This is a genomic window from Streptomyces hesseae (assembly GCF_031845785.1).
Lineage (GTDB): Bacteria > Actinomycetota > Actinomycetes > Streptomycetales > Streptomycetaceae > Streptomyces > Streptomyces hesseae.
On record NZ_JAVRFI010000017.1, the window covers coordinates 123,199 to 143,235 of the forward strand.

Genomic DNA, 20,037 nt, shown 5'->3' on the forward strand with positions numbered 1-20,037 from the left:
CACGCCACCTACGCCCCGGTTCGTCCTCCTTCGGGCGGTCGGGGCCGGGCGGCTGTACGAGGCTTACGTACGCGCTCCCGGCGCCGAGGCCGTGGAGCCCCTGACGACCAGTTCGGGCAGGAAGACGAACTCGCCGTACGGCGCGGGCGTCCCGCCGATCTCCTCCAGCAGCGCACGCACCGCGGCCTGCCCCATCGACTGGACCGGCTGCCGGATCGTGGTCAGCGGCGGATCGGTGAACGCGATGAGCGGGGAGTCGTCGAAGCCCACCACCGAGATGTCGCGCGGGACTTCGAGACCGTGCTGCCGCGCCGCCCGGATCACCCCCAGCGCCATCATGTCGCTGGCGCACACCACCGCCGTGCACCCCCGGTCGATCAACGCGGCGGCCGCCGCCTGACCACCCTCAAGAGTGAACAGCGAATGCTGGATCAGCTCCTCGGCCTCCTCGCGGCCCATGGCGAGCCGCTCCCGCATGCTGTCCAGGAAGCCCTCGATCTTCCGCTGCACGGGAACGTACCTGCGGGGCCCGAGGGCCAGTCCTATCCGGCGGTGGCCCAGTGCCGCCAAATGGGTGACGGCCAGCTGTACGGCGGCCCGGTCGTCGGGGGAGACGAAAGGCGCCCGGACCTCCGCCGAGAAGCCGTTGATCAGCACGAACGGCACACCCTGGGCACGCAGCCGGGCATAGCGCTGCGTGTCCGCCGAGGTGTCCGCGTGGAGCCCGGAGACATAGATGATCCCGGCGACCCCCCGGTCGACCAGCATCTCCGTGAGCTCGTCCTCCGTGGAGCCGCCCGGCGTCTGGGTCGCCAGCACCGGCGTATAGCCCTGGCGGGTCAGCGCCTGCCCTATGACCTGCGCGAAGGCCGGAAAGATGGGGTTGTCAAGCTCCGGGGTGATCAGTCCCACCAGGCCCGCGCTGCGCTGCCGCAGCCTTACCGGCCGCTCGTAGCCGAGCACGTCGAGTGCGGCCAGCACGGACTGGCGGGTGGAGGCGGCGACCCCCGGCTTTCCGTTGAGGACGCGGCTGACGGTTGCTTCGCTGACACCCGCCTGGGCTGCGATGTCGGAGAGCCGGGCGGTCACAGGAGGTGACTGTACCGGTCGCATGTCAGACTGCCCACCACACGCATGAATCCGAGGGGATCCGCACGATACCCCCAGTGAATTCCAGGGCAGTACTCGCCAGTACCGGGCGGCCCGGCACCGGCAGCGTCACCTCGTCGCCCAGCGTGTTGAGCGTGCATACGAAGCCCGGCCGGGAGAACGCCAGCACCCCTTCCGGGGCGTCCAGCCAGGTCATCTCCCCGTCGCCCAGCCCCGGCAGCTCCCGTCGCACGGCCAGCGCCGAGCGGTAGAGCTCCAGCGTGGAGCGCGGGTCCCCCGACTGCGCCTCCACCGACAGCGCCGCCCACTCCGCGGGCTGCGGCAGCCAGCTGCCGCCGGACCCGAAGCCGTACGGCGCCTCCTCGCCCGACCACGGCAGCGGCACCCGGCAGCCGTCGCGCAGCCCGTCCTGGCCGTCGCCCCGGAAGAACGCCGGGTCCTGCCGCACCTCGTCCGGCAGCTCCACGACCTCCGGCAGCCCCAGCTCCTCGCCCTGGTAGACATAGGCCGAGCCCGGCAGCGCCAGCATCAGCAGCCCCGCCGCCCGCGCCCGGCGCAGCCCCAGCTCCGCGTCGCCGGCGCCGTAACGCGTGGGGTGCCGCACCACGTCGTGGTTGGACAGCACCCAGGTCGTGGGCGCCCCCACCGAACGCGTCGCCGCCAGCGAGGCGTCGATGACGGTGCGCATCTCCGCCGCCGCCCAGTCGCAGGTCAGGAACTGGAAGTTGAACGCCTGGTGGAGCTCGTCCGGCCGGACGTACAGCGCCAGCCGCTCCGACGTCGGCGCCCACGCCTCGGCCACGCCGATCCGCTCGCCCGGGTAGGAGTCCAGCAGCCGCCGCCAGTCGCGGTGGATCTCGTGCACCCCGTCCTGGTCGAAGAACGGCAGCACCTGCGCGCCGATCAGCTTGGCCTGCTCGGTGAGCCCGATGTCCGGCAGCCCCGGCGCCTTGACCATGCCGTGGGCCACGTCGATCCGGAAGCCGTCCACGCCCAGGTCCAGCCAGAACCGCAGCACGGACGCGAACTCCTCGCGGACCTCGGGGTTCTCCCAGTTGAGGTCCGGCTGCTCGGACGCGAACAGATGGAGGTACCACTCGCCGGGCGTGCCGTCCGCGTCCGTCGTACGGGTCCAGGCCGGGCCGCCGAAGACGGACTCCCAGTCGTTCGGCGGGAGTTCCCCGGCCGCACCCCTGCCCGGACGGAAGTGGTAGCGCTCGCGGGCCGTCCCCCCCGGACGGTCCGCGAGCGCCTCCTCGAACCAGGAGTGCCGGTCCGAAGTGTGGTTGGGCACGATGTCGACGATCACCCGCAGACCCAGCCGGTGCGCCTCCCGTACCAGGTCGTCCGCGTCCGACAGCTGCCCGAACAGCGGGTCCACCGCCCGGTAGTCCGCGACGTCGTAGCCCCCGTCCGCCTGCGGCGAGGCGTAGAACGGCGTCAGCCACAGCGCGTCCACGCCCAGCCCCGCCAGATACGGCAGCCGCTCGCGGATCCCGCGCAGGTCGCCGATGCCGTCGCCGTCGCTGTCGGCGAACGAGCGCACGTACACCTGGTAGATGACGGCGCTGCGCCACCAGCCGTCCGCCGCCCGCACGGCGTCGTCGGCGGCGTCCGGGCGGACGGAGGGCGCGAGGTCCTGGGTCATGTACGTCCTATCGGTTCGGAGGGTCGCTGGTTCGCTGTCGGTTCGGGGAGGGCGTCGTCCGCGGGCCGCCGGGTCAGCCCTTGGTGCCGCCCGCGGTGAGCCCGGCGACCAGGTGCCGCTGGGCGAGGAAGAAGACCACGGCGGCCGGGATGGTGATGAGCACGGCCGCCGCCGTCATCAGCCCCCACTCGGCCTTCTGCTGGCCCACGAAGGTCTGGAGGCCCACGGCGAGCGTGTAGTGCTCCTCGCTGCTCATGAACTGGGAGGCGAAGGCGACCTCGCCCCAGGCCGTGACGAAGGAGTAGAACGCGGTGACGGCCAGCCCCGGCCGGGCCAGCGGCAGGATCAGCCGCCAGAACGTGCCGAAGGGCGTCAGCCCGTCCACCCGGCCCGCCTCGTCGATCTCGGCGGGTATCGAGTCGAAGTAGCCCTTGAGCATCCAGGCGCAGAACGGCACCGAGACCGAGCAGTAGGTGACGATCAGGCCGCCGTAGGAGTCCAGGAGCTCCAGCTGCCCGAGGAGGTTGTAGAGCGGCACGATCAGCACCGCCATCGGGAACATCTGGACGACGAGGAACGTCCACATCAGCGGCCGGTGGCCGGGGAAGCGCATCCGCGAGACGGCATACCCCGCGGTCGCCGCGACCAGTACGCCCAGCACGGTCGCCCCGAGCGCGACGATCACGGAGTTGCCGAACCACGTCAGGAACTTCGTCTGGCCCAGCACATGGGTGTAGTTGTCCAGGCTGAAGCCCACGAAGCGGGTGGGCTCCTGCCAGCCGTCGCGGCCGCGCAGCGAGACGAAGACGATGAACAGCACGGGGAACAGCGCCACGGCCGAGGCGACGATCAGCGCGGTGTGGAGCCCGGCCGAGGCCGCCCGGGAGCGCTGACCGCGGGTGTGGGGGGTGGTGCTCGTCATCGCGAGGCCTCCTGTCGGGCGAGCGTCCGGCGGTAGAAGACGGCGAAGACGAGGAGGAGGGAGAGGATGAGGATTCCGTAGGTCGCCGAGCCCGCGTAGTCGCGGATGCCCTGGAAGGCGAGCCGGTAGGAGTACGTCACCAGGATCTCGCTGTCCGAGCTCGCCCCCGCGCCGATCAGCAGGTAGATGACCTGGAACATGTTGAACGTCCAGATGACGCCCAGCAGGATCACGGTCCCGCTGACCTCGCGCAGCCCCGGCAGCGTCACATGACGGAAGCGCTGCCACGGCGAGGCGCCGTCCATCTCGGCCGCCTCGTGGAGCTCGGCGGGGATCGCCTGGAGCCCGCCGAGGATGGCCACCATCATGAACGGCACGCCCAGCCAGACGTTGACGGCGACGGCCGACACCTTCTGGAGGAAGCTGTCGCCGAGCCAGTCCACCGGGTCCAGGCCCAGCATGGTCATGAAGGAGTTGAGGACGCCGTACTTCTCGTTGAAGATCAGCCGCCAGGAGAACGTGGCGACGAACGCCGGCACCGCCCACGGCAGCACCAGCAGCACCCGGTACAGCGTCCGGAACCGCATCTGCCGGTTGAGCAGCAGCGCCAGCCCCAGGCCGATCGCGTAGTGCAGCACCACGCAGGACGCCGTCCACACGACCGTCCAGCCCAGCCGCGAGTAGAAGTGGCCCTCCTGGCCGGAGAGCACCTTCCAGTAGTTGTCGAGGCCGACGAACCGGTACGTCGACGGGATGTGGTTGACGCCGATCGTCCGGCCGATGTTGGCCTCGTTGGCGTCGGTGAACGACAGGTAGATGCCGCGTCCCAGCGGATAGCCGACGAGGACCGCCAGGACGATGACGACGGGCAGCACCATCGCCCACGCGTACCAGTGCGTGTCGAAGGAGCGCTTGACCCGGGTGACGACTGTGGCCATGGGGGTCTCTACTCCTCGACCCCGTAGTCCTTGAGGAGCGCCGACTGCCAGGCCTTGGCCGTGGCCGTCATGCCCGCCTTGGGCTCCTCCTTGAGCGTCAGGATCTTGGTGTAGTGCTGGAGCCACTCGGTGAAGAGGTCGCCGCCCTGCGGGATCGGCGGCCGCGGGTGGGCCTTGCTCAGCGCCTCGTAGTAGGACTTGCGCACCGGGTCGGCCAGTACGGCCTGGGTGTAGGCCGACTTACGGGTCGGGAGCACCCCGATGGCGGTGGAGGCGCTCTCCTCCTGAGCGGCGTCGGTCATGAACCGGGTGAAGAGGTAGGAGGCGTCGAAGTTCTTGGACCCGGCGTAGACGACGAGGTTGTGGCCGCCGACCGGGGCGCCCGCCGTACCGGTGGAACCGGCGGGAACGGGGGCGATGCCCAGGTTGTCCCGGGACTTGTAGGCGTCGCCGCCGAAGATCTCCTTGGTCGCCCAGGGACCGTCGACCAGCATCGCCAGCTTGCCGTTCTTGAAGTCCGTCTTGAGGACGTTGTAGCCGTCGGTACCGGCGGGCTTGGGCGCGGCGCCGGACTTCACCAGGTCGACGGCGGTCTCGATGCCCTTGAGGGAGGCGGCGTTCGCGATGGTGATCTTCTTCTTGGCGGCGTCGACCATGTCGCTCTTCTCGCCGTAGAGGAAGGGCAGCGAGTAGTAGCTGTCGGGGCTGAGGCCGATGCCCTCGGCGCCCGTCTTCTCCTTGATCTTCGCGGCCGCCTCCTTCACCTCCTGCCAGTTCGCCGGGGCCTTCTCCACGCCGGCCTTCTGGAAGAGCTCCTTGTTGTAGAGCAGCCCGAGGGTGTCGGTGACCTGGGGGACGCCATAGGTCTTGCCCTGGTACGCGGCGTTCTTCAGCGGGCCTTCAAGGAAGTCCTCGGTCTTCTCCAGGGCCGGGGTGCCCGTGAGGTCCTTGAGGTAGCCGAGCTGGGCGAAGCCCGGGGTCCAGCCCACATCGGAGCGGAGCACGTCCGGGGCGCCCTTGCCCGTGGCGGCCGCGGTCTTGAACTTCTGCTGCGCCTGGTCGAAGGGGACGTTGACGTAATCGACCTTGATCTTCGGGTACTTGGCCTCGAAGTCCTTGACGAGCTTCTTGAAGGCCGGCGCCTCATTGGTCGCGTCGGAGGTGTCCCACCAGGTGATGGTGCCGCTCACGGCGCCCGGATCGTTCGCCGCCTTGGAGCCGTCACCGCCGTTGTCGCCGCCACCGCCGCACGCGGACATGGTCAGGGCCAGCGCGCCGACAACGGCGGCGACCGATATGCCTCTTCGCATATGGATGCTCCTCTTCCAGGAGGCCGCCTGAGGGGAGGGCGGCCCGAGCTGAGGAGGAAGCTAACAGGCTGCAATCTCTTGCGAAAGACCTTGCAAGGAGGCAATCCCAAGATTTCGCGGTTGTAACCATCCCGTGTCCGGAGGGTTGACCAGTGCGGTTAGGGCTCGTACGGTCTCGACCGGCAAGCGGTTGCACTCGTGCGGGCAACCTTGCTGCAAGAACCTTCATGACTCCTCATGAGCCTTCATGGGCCTTACGGGCAAGGGCGCTTGCCGCGCGGGGTCGTCCACCGCACCCCCCACCCAGGAGGAACCATGCCCCCCACCGGCATGCCCGGAATCGCCCGAAGAGTCCTGTCCGTCGCGGCCGCGCTGATCGCGGGAACGGCCGTCTGCGCCCCACAGGCGGTGGCGAGCGCCCCCGGCGAGAAGGACGTCACGGCAGTCCTCTTCGAATGGGACTACAAGTCCGTGGCCCGCGAGTGCGCGAACACCCTCGGCCCCGCCGGCTACGGCTACGTCCAGGTCTCACCGCCCCAGGAGCACATCCAGGGACCCCAGTGGTGGACGTCCTACCAGCCCGTCGGCTACCGGATCGCCGGCCGGCTCGGCGACCGCGCCGCCTTCACGGAGATGACCCGCTCCTGCCACGCGGCGGGCGTGAAGGTCGTCGTCGACGCCGTCATCAACCACATGGCGGCCGGCACGGGCGTGGGCACGGGCGGCACCTCGTATACCAAGTACGGCTACCCCGGCCTCTACGCGGACACCGACTTCCACACCTGCCGCAAGTCCATCAGCGACTACACCAGCCGCACCGACGTCCAGAACTGCGAACTCGTCGGCCTCGCCGACCTCGACACCGGCAGCGACCACGTCCGCACCGCCATCGCCGGCTACCTCGACGACCTGCTCTCCCTCGGCGCCGACGGCTTCCGAATCGACGCCGCCAAGCACATCGCCGCCGACGACCTCGCCGCGATCAAGGCCAAGCTCAGCCGCCCCGGCGTCCACTGGAAGCAGGAGACCATCTACGGCGCGGGTGAGGCCGTCCGGCCCGAGGAGTACGTCCGCACCGGCGACGTCCAGGAATTCCGCTACGCCCGCGACCTCAAGCGCGTCTTCCAGCGCGAACGGCTGGCCTACCTGAAGAACTACGGCGAGGGCTGGGCCTATCTGCCGAGCGGCCAGGCGTCCGTCTTCGTCGACAACCACGACACCGAGCGCAACGGCGACACCCTCTCCTACAAGGACGGCGCCGACTACACGCTGGCCCAGGTCTTCATGCTCGCCTGGCCGTACGGCTCGCCGGACGTCCACTCCGGCTACGAGTTCACCGACCGCGACGCGGGCCCGCCCGGCGGTGGCGCGGTGGGGGAATGCTGGCGGGACGGCTGGAAGTGCCAGCACAAATGGCCGGAGATCCGGAGCATGGTGGCCTTCCGCAACGCGGTGCGGGGGACGGCGGTCACCGGGTGGTGGGACAACGGCTATCAGGCGATCGCCTTCGGGCGGGGGGACAAGGGATATGTGGTGGTCAACCACGAGGGGTACGCGGTGAGCCGCGTCTTCGAGACGTCCCTGCCGGGTGGGGACTACTGCGATGTGCAGAGTGGGCGTCGGGTGACCGTCGGCGCGGACGGTCGCTTCACGGCGACGGTGGCGCCGAACACGGCGCTGGCGCTGCATGTGGGCGCGCGTACGTGCGGCTGAGTTTTCCGCTGACCCGCCCCTTTCCGTAACTGGGGGCTGTGCCCCGGAATCAGCCCCTCCGGCGTTTGAGGAGCGGGGTCCGGGGCGGAGCCCCGGGAAACGGTGAAAGGGCGGGACCGGGGCAAGAACACCTCCGAACCGAAGGAGCACCCTGTCATGAGACGCCTGGCCGTCGCCCTCACGGCCTTGTTCCCCCTCCTGGGGCCGAGCCCCGCCCACGCCGCCGAACCACCCCGCGTCACCGACGCGAAAGTCCAGTGGCTCGACAAACACACCGTCGCCTGGCCCAAGAACCTCGGCGACCCCACCCGCCCCCACCGCCTCGTCCATGAAGGCGGAGCGTTCGAGCTCACCCCCCGGCCCGGCGGGCTCACCGCCGCCTACGCCGCCTACGACGCCTTCCGCGTCGAGGCGACCCCCGAACAGGTGCGCTCCGCGCTCAGAGGCCCCCTCACCGCCGAAACCGACGGCGTCACCACCGGCGTCCAAATACCCGGCGTCCTCGACGACCTCTACGCCCCCGCCGCCACCAAGGCCCACCTGGGCCCCGCCTTCCACAACGGTCGCCCCACCCTCTCCGTCTGGGCCCCCACGGCCAAGAACGTGGCGCTGGAGCTCGACGGCCGTACCCTCCCCATGCGCCGCGACGCGTCCAGCGGTGTCTGGAGCGCGCAAGGACCCCGCTCCTGGACCGGCAAGCCCTACCGCTACGCCGTCACCGTCCACGTCCCCGCCCTCGGCGAGACCGTCGTCAACCACGTCACCGACCCCTACTCCACCGCCCTCACCGCCGACTCCACCCACAGCCTCGTCACCGACCTGTCGGCGCCCGCCCTCACCCCCGCCGGCTGGCAGAGCGCCCGCAAGCCCAGGCCCGTCCCCTTCCGTGACGCCCGCATCCAGGAGCTCCACGTCCGGGACTTCTCCCTGCGCGGCGACTACCTCGCCTTCACCGATCCCGCCTCGCCCGGCATGCGCCACCTCAAGGACCTCGCCGACGCCGGGACGTCCTACGTCCACCTCCTGCCCGTCTTCGACTTCGCGACCGTCCCCGAGCGCCGCGCCGACCAGGCGACCCCGCCCTGCGACCTGGCCGCCTTCCCCGCAGACTCCGACGAGCAACAGAAGTGCGTCGCCCGCACCGCCGCCCACGACGCCTACAACTGGGGCTACGACCCGCTGCACTACACCGTCCCCGAGGGCTCGTACGCCTCCGACCCCGACGGCCCCCGCCGCACGCTCGAGTTCCGGCGGATGGTGCAGGGGCTGGCGGGCGCCGGGCTGCGCACGGTCATGGACGTGGTCTACAACCACACCGCCGCCTCCGGCCAGGACGACAAGTCCGTCCTCGACCGGATCGTGCCCGGCTACTACCACCGGCTCCTCGACGACGGCGCCGTCGCCACCTCCACGTGCTGCGCCAATACCGCGCCCGAGCACGCCATGATGGGCAAGCTCGTCGTCGACTCCGTCGTCACCTGGGCGAAGGAGTACAAGGTCGACGGCTTCCGCTTCGACCTGATGGGGCACCACCCCAAGGCGAACATCCTCGCCGTGCGCGCGGCCCTCGACGCCCTCACGCCCGCCAAGGACGGCGTCGACGGCAAGTCCGTGATCCTCTACGGGGAGGGCTGGAACTTCGGCGAGGTCGCGAACGACGCCCGCTTCGTCCAGGCCACGCAGAAGAACATGGCCGGCACCGGCATCGCCACCTTCTCCGACCGCTCCCGCGACGCGATCCGCGGCGGCGGCCCCTTCGACGAAGATCCTCGCGTCCAGGGCTTCGCCTCCGGGCTCTTCACCGACCCCAACCCCTCGCCCGCCAATGGATCGCCCGCCGAACAGCGGGCCCGCCTCCTCCACGCCCAGGACCTGATCAAGGTCGGCCTGACCGGCAACCTCGCCGCGTACCGCTTCACCGACTCCACCGGCCGGTCCGTGCGCGGTGCCGACGTCGACTACAACGGCCAGCCTGCCGGATACGCTGCCGCGCCCGGCGACGCCCTGTCCTACGCCGACGCCCACGACAACGAGACCCTCTACGACGCCCTCGCCTACAAGCTCCCGCCCGCGACCTCCGCCGCCGACCGGGCCAGGGCCCAGGTCCTCGCCCTGGCCGCCGCCACCCTGTCGCAGGGACCGGCCCTCTCCCAGGCCGGTACGGACCTGCTGCGCTCCAAGTCCCTGGACCGCAACTCCTACGACAGCGGCGACTGGTTCAACGCGATCCACTGGAACTGCGCCGAGGGCAACGGCTTCGGCCGGGGCCTGCCGCCCGCCGCCGACAACGCGGCCAAGTGGCCCTACGCCCGCCCGCTGCTGGCCGATCCGGCCCTGCGGCCCGGCTGCGGGACCGTCACCGCGGCCTCGGCGGCCTACCGGGACCTGCTGCGGGTCCGCACCACCGAGAAGGCCTTCAGTCAGCCGACCGCCGAGGCCGTGCAGGCCGCCCTGTCCTTCCCGCTCTCCGGCAGGGACGAGACCCCGGGCGTGATCACCATGCGCCTGGGCGACCTGGTCGTCGTCCTCAACGCGACCCCGCAGGAGCGGGCCCAGACGGTCCCGGCCCTCGCGGGCACCGGTTACAGCCTGCACCCGGTGCAGGCGCGTGGCGCGGACCCCGTGGTGAAATCCGCGTCGTATACGAGCGGCACCGGGACCTTCACCGTGCCCGCCCGGACGGTCGCGGTCTTCCGGGCCGCGACACTTTAGCGTCGGCAGGGCCGCGCGTGGGCAAATGGCGGAAAATGAACGGTGATTGATGGACCGTGGTCGATCGTTTAAGCCTCCTGAGCGCGGCCCTCCAGGGGTGCACGACTCACTTCTCTCCTACTTGAAGGTAACAAATCCTTTTGTTTCACACCTAGTTGCGTGCGCCCCCCTTGAGATAAGAGGCCCCGAGCCGCTCCGATGACGCGGTTGCATGCTCGGGGCCCGGTGCTGATCTCGCAATCGAAAGAGCCATGCTCCAGGGGGCGTTGACGATCACTCGGGGCTTCGCGCTGCGAGGCGTTGTCCGCTCGTGACACCCTGTAGGCTCTTGCCCAGCTCTCTTCGGGCCCTCCGCCGGTTGATTCCGTACGGGTCGACCGACCCGGTTTCCCGGAAGAGAGTGAGGTTCACATGGCTGACTCCGACCGGTCAGGCGACCCGGGCGAAGAGGCGGCCGCCCCGCAGGGTGATCCCGAAGCGGGCGGGAGCCGTCGGACCCCGGAATGCCGGTGCCACGAGGAGTCGGACCGAGGTGTCGTGCCGTCGAGGGTGCGGAAACGGATGATCGTCGAAGTGATCCTTTGGATCATCCGGATCGCCCTTGAGCTCTATGGCACCGGCGGATGAAGGGCTAGCCCCTCATCCGCCGGCTGATACCCAGCCGGCCGATGGGCCCGTGCTCCGGATCGCTACCTGACGCGCGGGCCCATCGATATGTCACTGGGTACGTACTGCTTGAGTGCCCCCGATTGCGCGATACCCAACATGGCCGCGCAAGGATGAACTCCTTCGCCGACGTTTCCGCCGACCCCTCGACCATCCTGCCCAAGGGCCGGGAAAGGAACGAGGATTGCTCCTTAACGGTACCAGTAAAGGCATTCTGGCCAGGCGAGGGAAGGTGAACCCGCGCGGGTCATATCGATGGATCCAGGTTGACCTAAGCGGTACCTTGGCCAGACCTTTCGGGGAGGCGGTGTCGGTGGCACGTGGTAGTGCGGACTTCGATGGGTGCGCCCTTCGTACGCTCCGAGCGACCCGGCGCGTCGACGGCCGCTTCCTGAGCGCCGCCGCCCTCGCCGCCAGGGTGGGCACCTCCAAGGCGCGGATCCTCGCCTACGAGCACGGCCGCTCCGTCCCGGAGCCCGGGCGCATCGCCGAACTGGCCCGGGTCTTCCGGGTCCCCCCGAACCGGCTGTCGCTCCCCGACACCCGTCATCTGTCCATACGGGACCTGCGCGTGCACGCCGGCCTGACCGCGGCCCAGGTCGCGGCCTCCCTCGGGGTCAGCCGCAGGACCTACCGGGACGTCGAGAACCTGGCCCGCCTGCCCGCCCGGGACGACGGCACGCTGCGCATCCGGCTCGCCGCCTGCCTCGGGGTCCCCCTCGACCGGATCAGGGGCGCACTCCACCACCATCCGGTGGCCATCGCCCGCCGCGCCCAGATCACGGATCATCTGACCGAGCTCTTCGCGCTGGCCCACGAGACGAAGACGCTCGCCGTCGTCACCCCCGACGACGCCCGCCTGCGGGAGATCGCCTCCCTCGTCCAGCGCGCCCCGACGGTCGTGTGCAGACTCGTCAACAACGAACTGGCCCGCTACCGCCGGCTCCTGCGAGGCCGGGCCATGGCCGAGCTGGAAGCGGCCTACGCCGAGGACGAGCGCGCGGCCCGGCTGGCGAAGGGACGCCGCCGCAAGTTCACGGGCCTCCTGGAGACGGCCCCCGCCCGCTCCGCCGACGTCCTCAGCTCCTTCCTCGCCGAGGCCATGAGCGCCCGGCAATGGCGCGCCATGGTCTCCCTGGTGGACGCCGGGGCGGAGGGCACCGCCCTGCGTCACCCGTCCGATGACAACGAGGACGTCTGGAACGCCCTCCTGGCGCGGTCCTTCGTCATCCGCTTCGTCCACGCCGAATACGGCATCCACGTCCACGTGCTCCACCCGCGTGGCCTGAACGCCATGCGCAGCGAGTTCCGCATGTACGCGTGCCTCTACCCGCGCATCGCGACGCCCCTGCTCCTGCGGCAGCTGTCGGTGGCCGTGCAGGAGCGCGGGAAACGGGAGCCGAAGCGTCGGGGCCGCGTACGGAAGGAACCTCAGCCGATCACGACGGCCGAGGGCTGAGCGGCGCCGGCGGGCAGCCGGGCGGGGCCGGGTACGCCGCTCCGGGCCGTGAACCGGACGAAGGGCCCGTCCACCGGCTCGTCCCCGAGGACCCGGACCAGCACCGCCGCCGTCCCCTCGTCGTAGGCCGCGCTCACCGCGAAGAGGGCCGCGAAGGCATGCACGAGCTGGCGCTCCAGCTCCGCGCGCGGGACGTGGCGGCCGTCCAGCCACAGCAGCGCGGTGCTCTCCGCCAGCGAGATCCACGACCGCAGGAGCAGCTCCAGCCGGGGCGACGGCTCCCGTACGCCCAGGTGTGTCAGCAGGTGGCCGTACGCGGCCTGCCGCACCCCGTCGATCATCGCGCAGGACGGGCCGGTGCCCGCCATCGCCGGGCCGCCGCGCAGCAGGGCGGCGAAGCCCGGCCCGTGGGCCTCCACGAAGTCGAAGAAGCGCCGCAGCACCCGTGACAGCCGGCCGCCGGGCGGGCCCTCGCACGGCTCGGCGAGGCGGGCGGTCAGCTCGTCGGCCGCGTGGCGCAGCGCGGCCTCGTAGAGGCTCTGCTTGCAGGGGAAGTAGTGATAGACGAGCGGCCGGGAGATCCCGGCCGCGGTGGCGATGTCGTCGACGGAGACGGTGTCGGGCGGGCGGTGCCCGAACAGGTCGAGGGCGACCGCGATCAGTTGCTCGCGGCGCTGCTCGACACCCATCCTGCGGCGTACCCCGGTCGTCATGGCGGTCATCCTAAACCGGTACGTACCGGGGCCCGTTCGGCCCGGGCCGAACGGCTCAACGCAGCTGCGTCAGCTTGGTGCCGTCCTCCAGACGGGCCGTCAGTTCGGCCTGGGCGCCCTGGTGGGTGGGCACGGCCAGGAGGGGGCCCCGGTCGCTGCCGTGCACTCCGCCGGTCGCCGTGACGGAGGCGACGTCGCCGCCGCCCGCCGCCAGCGCGTACCAGGTGCCGCCCGGGGACTTCCACAGGGCGCCCGCCAGGACGTGGGGGTCGCGGGCCCCGCAGGCGAGCGTGGACTCGGCGCGGCCGACGACCGCGGCGGAGGCGCCCGCCCGGCCACCGGGGGCCAGGAACTGGGCCAGCACCCGGCTGCCCGCGCCGCGCCAGGTCTCGGCCCGGGTGCAGAACCACTCCGCGCTCCCGGCGGCCCCGGGCAGCGTCTGGGTGGCGAACTGCCAGGCGTTCACCGAGCGCACGCCCTGCCCCCGTACGGTCGTCAGCCGGCAGGCCGTACGCGCCCAGGCCGTACGGTCCTTGGCGCCGGTCGCGTCGTGGGGGGAGGCGGGGGCGCCCGCGGTGAGCCGGGCGGGGAGCAGCTCGCCGAGGTCGGTGACCAGGTGGTCGCCGAAGCGCAGCGCCGTCCAGGCGTGGCAGTCGCTCGCGCCGGCGGGGCTGGGCACGGAGTCGGTGACGCCGTCGGCGCCCCGGTGCAGCGGCTCCTCGGCCGCGCCCGGGGCGAGCAGGTCCCGTACGGCGGCGTCGGCGATCCAGGGGGCGGTCAGATAGCGGACGTTGCCGTCGGTGCGGCCGACGACGAGGGCGGCGGCGGTGGCGGTGTCGGCCGCGTCGGCACGGGCGAAGTCCAGGGCGGCCGCGCCGGTGTCGCCGTTCTTGGACTCGGCGTAGCGCACGACGCGCAGCCCGTCGTGGAACAGCACGACCGTCGCCGCGTCGGCCTCGCCCGCGTACAGCAGCTGCGGGGGTCCGGCAGCGGGCCCGGTGGCGGTGCCGGGCGTCGCGGTGACCTGCACGGAGGGGCCCGGCCGGGCCCAGGCGGCCAGGGCCCGGCGCAGCAGTTCCTTGTCGCCGGTGCGGCCGCCGCGCGCGGGCCAGGAGGCGAAGCCGGGGTGGTCGGCGCTCTTCCAGGCGGTCGGGTCGGCGGTGACCAGACGGGCCGGGTCGAGGGCCTGCTCGGCGGCAGTGTTCTGGGTGTACGGGGGCGCGGCGGCGCCGTCGGGGCCCCAGCCGCTGTCGGGCAGGGCGATCAGCGTCCCGCAGATCACGACCGCCGCGGCGGCGGCCAGGGCGGCCCTGGTGTGCTGGCGGCGGCGCATCAGGTCGGTGGGCCGGGCCTGGAGGGAGCAGGGGTCGAACTCCACCGACTCCAGCAGCGAGGCGTCCCGGCTGCCCGGCGGGAGCCGTACCCCGTCGGCCTCGGCCAGCGCCGCGCCCGGCTCCATCACCCCGGCGGCGGCCAGCATCCGCACCACGTCGCGCTCGTCCGGCAGCTCCAGCGCGCGCAGCACATAGGCGGCGCGGCCGGGGGCGGAGAGCGCGGAGAGCGCCTGGTCGAGCACGAGCTCGTCGGCGCCGCCCGAGCGCGGGAACAGCCGCAGCCCCCACACCTGCGGCAGCGGCGGCGGCAGCTGCCCGGGGCGCGGCAGCCGGAACCGGCCGCGCGGGCGCGCGGCGGCCAGCGCGGAGTCCAGCACCCGCTGACGGACGTAGGCGTACCCCGGGTCCTCCGGCGCCCCGTGGGAGCCCCGGGGCCCCGGCAGGACGGTCTCCTCGTCCCGTGCGCCCGCCCTGCCCCGGGGCAGGGCCCGCTGGACGAGGGCGTGGGCGGTCAGCACGCGGCGGTTCCGGCCCAGCGACGGCGGCAGCACCAGGTAGGCGAGCCGTACCAGACGCGGATAGTGCTCGATGAGCGCGGCTTCGGCCTGCTCGACGTCGACAGTGGGCGGGGCGGGGGGCCGGGAGGCCGTTGCTTGCTGCTGCACGTAGGTAGAACGAGTGAATGATGCGATGGTCACTTCACCCGTCACCCGAGTGGGCGGCTCACCCGAGTGGGTTGCGCGGGCCCCTGCCGGGGGGTGTCCGTGCTACGAGGGTGCCCGTGTTACGCGATGCAGCGCGCCCGGATCCGGTCCACCGCCGCGTCCGGGATGCCGAGCCCGTCGCGCACGTACCCCGTCACCCCGCCGTACGTCCGGTGCATCTCCTCCAGCGCCACCGCCAGATAGCCGGGCCGCACGCCGAGGATGGCGTCGACGATGGCGGGGTCGCCGCCGGCGGCCGTGAAGCGGTCGATGACCGGCTTGAACGCCGCCCGTACGGCCGGCTCCACCGCCAGGTACTCCCGCTCGGCCGTCGCCTCGTCCGCCCCGAGCAGCAGCAGGACGACCGTCGCCGCCCAGCCCGTGCGGTCCTTGCCGGCCGTGCAGTGGAAGAGCAGCGGCCCGCAGTCCGGCTCGGCGAGCGTGGTCAGCAGCGTCCCGAAGGCCTGGCAGGCGGACTCGGAGGTGACGAAGGAGTGGTAGACGTCGCTCATCACCTTCTCGGCCTTGCCGCCGCCCAGGTGCTCCTCGGCGGCGGCCGGGCTGCCCAGGACGTCCTCCAGCTTGCCGGGTACCGCCTCGCCGCCGCCCGGGTGGGTCGCGCCGGGCCCGGCGAAGACGTCCGCGACGATCAGACGGGCGCCTTCGGGCAGCCGGTCGGGGCGCTCGCGGCGCTCGTTCTCGCTGCGCAGGTCCACGACCGTGTGGATGCCGAGGGCGGCGACGGCCGGGTCGGCCACCGGGTCGAGGCGGTCGAGCCCTGCGGAGCGGAGCAGCAGTCCGGGGCGGACGGCGGAGTTGCCGACGAGCGCGATGCCGCCGAGGTCGCGGAGGTTCGTGATCGTCGAGGCGTCGAACTGCTGGGGCATGGGCCGGTCTCCCTCATCCGCTTTTCGCGGCTTATCGCATTTTCTGCCCTCTTATTGTGAGGAACGCCGGCCGAGTCCGCGACGGCGCCCCCTGATCAGTGCCGGGCCCAGCCCCAGGCCCAGCGTCAGCGCCAGCAGGTGGCCCACGTCCGTGAAGGTCGTCCGGCCCCGTCCCTGGAGGCAGGGGCGGACACCGAGCGTGAGCAGCGCCGCGCAGGCGGCCGTCCGGGCCGGGCCGCGCGGCAGGGCGGCGGCCAGGGCGCCCGTGACGGCGTGGAGGCCGTAGCTGACGCCCACATCCGTCGCGGACCGGGTCCGGGGACCGGCGCGCAGGGCGCGCAGCCCCGCGTAGACGAGGAGTGAGGCGCCCACGTGCCCGTAGGCGAACGCCCCCGCCGCCCACCACGCTCCGTAGGCGTACTCCGTGTACCCCAGGACCGCCAGCAGGAGCAGCGCGTACGGCAGCTCCATGGGGGCCTCGACGAGGAAGGCGCTGCCGGCGAGGGCGTCCCAGCGGCCGGCGGCGAGGTTGTCGACATTGGTGGAGCACCGGCGCAGCAGGCGCTCGCGCGCGTCCGGCGTGAGCAGGCGCCGCACGGCGTACGCGCCCAGCTGCACGCCCCCGACATAGGCGGGGGCGAACAGCGGCAGAGCACGAGGTATCCGGGACGGGATCCGGGACACTTCCTCACCCCTTGTCGAGATAGGCCAGCACCGCCAGCACCCGGCGGTTGTCGTCGTCGGACGGCGGAAGCCCGAGCTTCCCGAAGATGTTGGACGTATGCTTGGCGATCGCCCGCTCGGTCACCGTCAGCCGCTCGGCGATCGCCGTGTTGGACCGGCCCTGCGCCATCAGCTCCATCACCTCGCGCTCGCGCGGCGTGAGCCTCGCCATCGGCCGGTCCTTCTCACGCCGAGTCAGCAGCTGCGAGATGACCTGCGGATCCATCGCCGTGCCGCCCGCCGCCACGCGCCGTACGCCGTCGACGAACTGCTCCGCGTCGAAGACCCGGTCCTTCAGCAGATAGCCGACGCCACCGCTGCCGTCCGCGAGCAACTCCCGCGCGTAGAGCTGCTCCACATGCTGCGACAGCACCAGCACCGGCAGCCCCGGGGTGGCGCGGCGGGCGGCCAGGGCGCACTGGAGGCCCTCGTCGGTGAAGGACGGCGGCAGGCGCACGTCCACCACCGCCACGTCCGGCCGCTCCTCGGCCAGGGCCCGGGTCAGCTCCGGGCCGCTGGCGACCGCCGCCGCGATCTCGAAGCCGTACGCCTCCAGCAGCCGGACCAGACCGTCCCGCAGCAGGAACAGGTCCTCGGCGAGCACTACGCGCACGGGCCCTCCGCGAGCGTGAAGTCCTCTTCGTCGAAGCCGGGGGCGACGACGCAGGTCACCAGGGTCGGCTCGGCGCCCACCGGCTCGGCGCACTGCCACACCCCGCCGGGGACCAGCGCCTGCGGCAGCTCGCCCCGCTCGACGCCGGCGCCCAGGGCGAGCTCCTCGGCGCCGGCCTCGTCGGGCTCCGGGCCGTCGCCGCCCAGGCGCAGCCGCAGCGGGCCGCCCCGGTGCCAGAGCCACACCTCGTCCGAGCGGACCCGGTGCCAGCGGGAACGTTCACCCGGGTGGAGCAGGAAATAGATGCCGGTGGCGTGGGCGCGCGGCCCCGGGTACCCCTCCGGGACGGCCGTGCCGGAGGTCCGCCAGGTCTCCCGGAACCAGCCGCCCTCGACATGCGGCCGCAGGCCGAGGAGGGAGACGAGCGCGGAGCGTTCGGGGAAGCTTTCGGAGGCTTCGGTCATGGCCCCACTCTCCCACCGGCTTCCGCCGGCGGGGTCACCGGGTGAGCGCGCAGGGGATCTCCATCGTGACCATCGTCGGGCCGCCCACCGGGCTGTTGACGGCCAGCAGACCGTCGAAGGCGCCCAGCCGGCGCTCGATGCCGCGCAGCCCCGTGCCGCCCGCCGGGTCGGCGCCACCGCGCCCGTTGTCGGTCACCGCGATCCGCAGGGTGCCCTCCACATGCCGGACGTCCAGCCAGATCCGCTCGGCGCCGGAGTGCTTGGCCGCGTTGGTGAGGACCTCGCTGACCGCGAAGTACGCGGCGGACTCGACCGGTTCGGCGGCCCGGCCCGCCAGCTCCACGTCCACCTCGACGGCGAGCGGCAGCCTCAGCGCCAGGGCGCGCACGGCGTCGGCGAGCCCCCGCTCGGCCAGCACCGGCGGGTGGATGCCCCGGACGAGGTCGCGCAGCTCGGTGAGGGTCTCCGCGGTACCGGCGCGGGCGGCCGCCAGCAGCCGCTTGGCCTCTGCGGGGTCCTTCTCCATCAGCGCCTCGATGGTGCCCAGGCTCATGCCCATGGCGACGAGCCGGGCCTGCGCCCCGTCGTGGAGGTCGCGCTCGATTCGGCGCAGTTCGGCGGCGGAGCTGTCCACGGCCTCGTACCGGGTCTCGGTGAGCCGGTCGACGCGCCGGGCCAGCTCGGTCTCCCGGGTGGGCCGCAGAAGGGCCGCTGCCAGCCCGAAGTGGAAGCGCAGCAGACGAGGGTTGACGAAGAGTCCGAGGACGCCGAGGGCGAGGCCGAGGCCGGCCGCCATGTTCGCCGACGTCTGGCCGGTGATGTGGATGAACGCGAACCACTCGTTGCCCCCGGCGTTCACGATCGGCTTCCAGACGCCGAACGCCAGCACCGGCCCCCACACCGCGTACACCAGCAGGACGGCCGGGAGGATCGCGGTGAGGATGCCCCCCGTCATCTGGACGAGCAGCCACTGCGCGTCCCGCCAGGTGGTGCGGTCCTTGAGCAGGGCCAGGCACAGCTCGACCCGGCCGACGAACCCGCCCCTCGTCACGGGCGGCGGCCCGTAGGGGACCGGGATGCGCACCCCGGACCAGTCCAGTGCCTGGGCCCGGCACTGGTTGGCGTGGGCCCGGACGGCTCTCAGCATGAGCGGGGTCGTGAACAGCCCCACGCCCAGCACGATCAGAACGGCCGACACCACCGTGAACGAGAACAACACGGTCGCCGTCACCGCCCCGGACACCGCCAGCCAGAATCCACGCGCCCCGGCCAGCAGGCCTTCCCGGACCTTCATTCTTCCCTCTCCCCACGGATCGTCCCGCGGGCCGTGCACCGGCCCGCGGGTACAAGTCTGCGGGGCCCGGCCGCGCCCGGTCACGGGGGCTGGGCGACGGCCGGGGGTGTACCCAGCACCACCATGACCGGGAAGGCCGGTCGGGAAGGTCAGAAGGCCGCCGGGGGCGTGTACTTGTAGCCGACGCGGCGGACGGTGACGATCGACGAGCGGTGCTCGGCGCCCATCTTGCGGCGCAGCCGGGCCACGTGGACGTCGACGGTGCGCCCGTCGCCCACGTGCCCGTAGCCCCACACGGTCGTCACCAGCTGGTCGCGGGTGTGCACCCGGTGGGGGTGGGCGACGAAGTGGGCCAGCAGCTCGAACTCGAGGTAGGTCAGGTCCAGCGTGCGGCCCGCGACGCTCGCCGTCCGCTGCTCGGGGTCGATGCTCACCAGCGCGTCGCCTTCGGTGAGGGGCGCGGCCTCGGGGTCGGCCGGTCCGGCCTGCCCCGGCTGCCCGCTCGGTCCGGCCTGACCGCTCAGCCCGGCCTCGGCGTGCCCGGCCGGTACGAGCACCAGGTACCCGATCATCGGCGGCCGGCCCGGCAGGGTGGGCAGGGCGTGCTGGGGCGCCGGCAGCCAGGTCGCCCCGGCGTGCAGCAGCTCGGCGACGGGCGGTACCTCGTCCGGGGCCACGGCCCGCAGCCGGTGGCGGCGGTCGGTACGGCCGGCCTGGGCGGGGATCTGCGGGGACGCGGTGAGGGTGCGGAGGTTCGTCATGGAGAGCTCAGCTCTTTCGCGCGAGAAGCCGTCGAGAGGACGTGCGGGCGCGGGCCGCTTGGCCGG

The 20,037-nt window shown here is 72.3% G+C and carries 16 protein-coding genes and 1 pseudogene; 4 read left to right on the forward strand and 13 right to left on the reverse strand.

All coding sequences use genetic code 11. The annotated features are described in order from the left end of the window. Positions 1 to 63: 63 nt before the first annotated feature. The 5 genes from RM609_RS23880 to RM609_RS23900 form a co-directional block, all read right to left on the reverse strand. Positions 64 to 1,089 carry a LacI family DNA-binding transcriptional regulator gene (locus tag RM609_RS23880; protein WP_311613577.1) on the reverse strand — a complete coding sequence of 342 codons (1,026 nt, stop codon included), beginning with the start codon at positions 1,087 to 1,089 and terminating at the stop codon, positions 64 to 66. 25 nt (positions 1,090 to 1,114) lie between these two features. Beyond that, on the reverse strand, positions 1,115 to 2,758 hold the full coding sequence (locus RM609_RS23885; RefSeq protein ID WP_311613578.1) for a glycoside hydrolase family 13 protein: 1,644 nt from the start codon (positions 2,756 to 2,758) through the stop codon (positions 1,115 to 1,117). A 73-nt stretch (positions 2,759 to 2,831) separates the two neighbouring features. Next, complete coding sequence (locus tag RM609_RS23890) at positions 2,832 to 3,680, reverse strand: sugar ABC transporter permease (protein ID WP_311613579.1); 849 nt, start codon at positions 3,678 to 3,680, stop codon at positions 2,832 to 2,834. Then, a complete protein-coding gene (locus tag RM609_RS23895; protein WP_311613580.1) occupies positions 3,677 to 4,618 on the reverse strand; it encodes a carbohydrate ABC transporter permease in 942 nt (313 codons plus the stop codon). The genes RM609_RS23890 and RM609_RS23895 overlap by 4 nt, the downstream gene beginning before the upstream one ends. Positions 4,619 to 4,626: 8 nt before the next feature. After that, positions 4,627 to 5,928, reverse strand: a complete 1,302-nt coding sequence (locus tag RM609_RS23900) for an extracellular solute-binding protein (RefSeq protein WP_311613581.1) — start codon at positions 5,926 to 5,928, stop codon at positions 4,627 to 4,629. A gap of 315 nt (positions 5,929 to 6,243) precedes the next feature. On the opposite strand from RM609_RS23900, the gene RM609_RS23905 reads away from it, so the two are divergent. The 4 genes and pseudogenes from RM609_RS23905 to RM609_RS23920 all read left to right on the forward strand — a co-directional run bounded on the left by RM609_RS23905 (position 6,244) and on the right by RM609_RS23920 (position 12,478). Further along, a complete protein-coding gene (locus tag RM609_RS23905; protein WP_311613582.1) occupies positions 6,244 to 7,641 on the forward strand; it encodes an alpha-amylase in 1,398 nt (465 codons plus the stop codon). A gap of 204 nt (positions 7,642 to 7,845) precedes the next feature. Further along, a pseudogene (gene pulA, locus RM609_RS23910) lies at positions 7,846 to 10,353 on the forward strand (pullulanase-type alpha-1,6-glucosidase); the annotation flags it as partial. Between the two features lie 411 nt (positions 10,354 to 10,764). After that, positions 10,765 to 10,980, forward strand: coding sequence for a hypothetical protein (locus RM609_RS23915; protein WP_311613584.1), 216 nt, complete (start codon positions 10,765 to 10,767; stop codon positions 10,978 to 10,980). 352 nt (positions 10,981 to 11,332) lie between these two features. Next, positions 11,333 to 12,478, forward strand: coding sequence for a helix-turn-helix domain-containing protein (locus RM609_RS23920; RefSeq protein ID WP_311613585.1), 1,146 nt, complete (start codon positions 11,333 to 11,335; stop codon positions 12,476 to 12,478). Here RM609_RS23920 and RM609_RS23925 read toward each other — a convergent pair. From RM609_RS23925 to RM609_RS23960, 8 genes are all read right to left on the reverse strand, one after another. Continuing rightward, positions 12,451 to 13,191, reverse strand: a complete 741-nt coding sequence (locus RM609_RS23925) for a TetR/AcrR family transcriptional regulator (protein WP_311613586.1) — start codon at positions 13,189 to 13,191, stop codon at positions 12,451 to 12,453. The genes RM609_RS23920 and RM609_RS23925 overlap by 28 nt on opposite strands. Positions 13,192 to 13,246: 55 nt before the next feature. After that, positions 13,247 to 15,190, reverse strand: coding sequence for a hypothetical protein (locus RM609_RS23930; protein WP_311613587.1), 1,944 nt, complete (start codon positions 15,188 to 15,190; stop codon positions 13,247 to 13,249). Positions 15,191 to 15,309: 119 nt separating this feature from the next. Next, on the reverse strand, positions 15,310 to 16,116 hold the full coding sequence (locus RM609_RS23935; RefSeq protein WP_311613588.1) for a tyrosine-protein phosphatase: 807 nt from the start codon (positions 16,114 to 16,116) through the stop codon (positions 15,310 to 15,312). A gap of 51 nt (positions 16,117 to 16,167) precedes the next feature. Then, positions 16,168 to 16,800, reverse strand: coding sequence for a rhomboid-like protein (locus tag RM609_RS23940; protein ID WP_311613589.1), 633 nt, complete (start codon positions 16,798 to 16,800; stop codon positions 16,168 to 16,170). Between the two features lie 4 nt (positions 16,801 to 16,804). Beyond that, positions 16,805 to 17,452 (reverse strand): response regulator transcription factor, encoded by a 648-nt coding sequence (locus tag RM609_RS23945; protein WP_311613590.1) that lies wholly within the window; start codon positions 17,450 to 17,452, stop codon positions 16,805 to 16,807. Beyond that, positions 17,443 to 17,916, reverse strand: coding sequence for a cupin domain-containing protein (locus tag RM609_RS23950; RefSeq protein WP_311613591.1), 474 nt, complete (start codon positions 17,914 to 17,916; stop codon positions 17,443 to 17,445). The genes RM609_RS23945 and RM609_RS23950 overlap by 10 nt, the downstream gene beginning before the upstream one ends. A 34-nt stretch (positions 17,917 to 17,950) precedes the next feature. Then, positions 17,951 to 19,210, reverse strand: coding sequence for a sensor histidine kinase (locus RM609_RS23955; RefSeq protein ID WP_311613592.1), 1,260 nt, complete (start codon positions 19,208 to 19,210; stop codon positions 17,951 to 17,953). Positions 19,211 to 19,359: 149 nt separating this feature from the next. Then, positions 19,360 to 19,971, reverse strand: coding sequence for a winged helix-turn-helix domain-containing protein (locus RM609_RS23960; RefSeq protein WP_311613593.1), 612 nt, complete (start codon positions 19,969 to 19,971; stop codon positions 19,360 to 19,362). Between the last annotated feature and the right edge of the window lie 66 nt (positions 19,972 to 20,037).

Bases quoted from the DNA above. Each gene is read 5' to 3' on its own strand.
- RM609_RS23885 (WP_311613578.1), bottom strand. From the start codon at position 2,758: ATGACCCAGGACCTCGCGCCCTCCGTCCGCCCGGACGCCGCCGACGAC.
- RM609_RS23890 (WP_311613579.1), bottom strand. From the start codon at position 3,680: ATGACGAGCACCACCCCCCACACCCGCGGTCAGCGCTCCCGGGCGGCC.
- RM609_RS23895 (WP_311613580.1), bottom strand. From the start codon at position 4,618: ATGGCCACAGTCGTCACCCGGGTCAAGCGCTCCTTCGACACGCACTGG.
- RM609_RS23900 (WP_311613581.1), bottom strand. From the start codon at position 5,928: ATGCGAAGAGGCATATCGGTCGCCGCCGTTGTCGGCGCGCTGGCCCTG.
- RM609_RS23905 (WP_311613582.1), top strand. From the start codon at position 6,244: ATGCCCCCCACCGGCATGCCCGGAATCGCCCGAAGAGTCCTGTCCGTC.
- RM609_RS23915 (WP_311613584.1), top strand. From the start codon at position 10,765: ATGGCTGACTCCGACCGGTCAGGCGACCCGGGCGAAGAGGCGGCCGCC.
- RM609_RS23925 (WP_311613586.1), bottom strand. From the start codon at position 13,191: ATGACGACCGGGGTACGCCGCAGGATGGGTGTCGAGCAGCGCCGCGAG.
- RM609_RS23935 (WP_311613588.1), bottom strand. From the start codon at position 16,116: ATGCCCCAGCAGTTCGACGCCTCGACGATCACGAACCTCCGCGACCTC.
- RM609_RS23950 (WP_311613591.1), bottom strand. From the start codon at position 17,916: ATGACCGAAGCCTCCGAAAGCTTCCCCGAACGCTCCGCGCTCGTCTCC.
- RM609_RS23955 (WP_311613592.1), bottom strand. From the start codon at position 19,210: ATGAAGGTCCGGGAAGGCCTGCTGGCCGGGGCGCGTGGATTCTGGCTG.
- RM609_RS23960 (WP_311613593.1), bottom strand. From the start codon at position 19,971: ATGACGAACCTCCGCACCCTCACCGCGTCCCCGCAGATCCCCGCCCAG.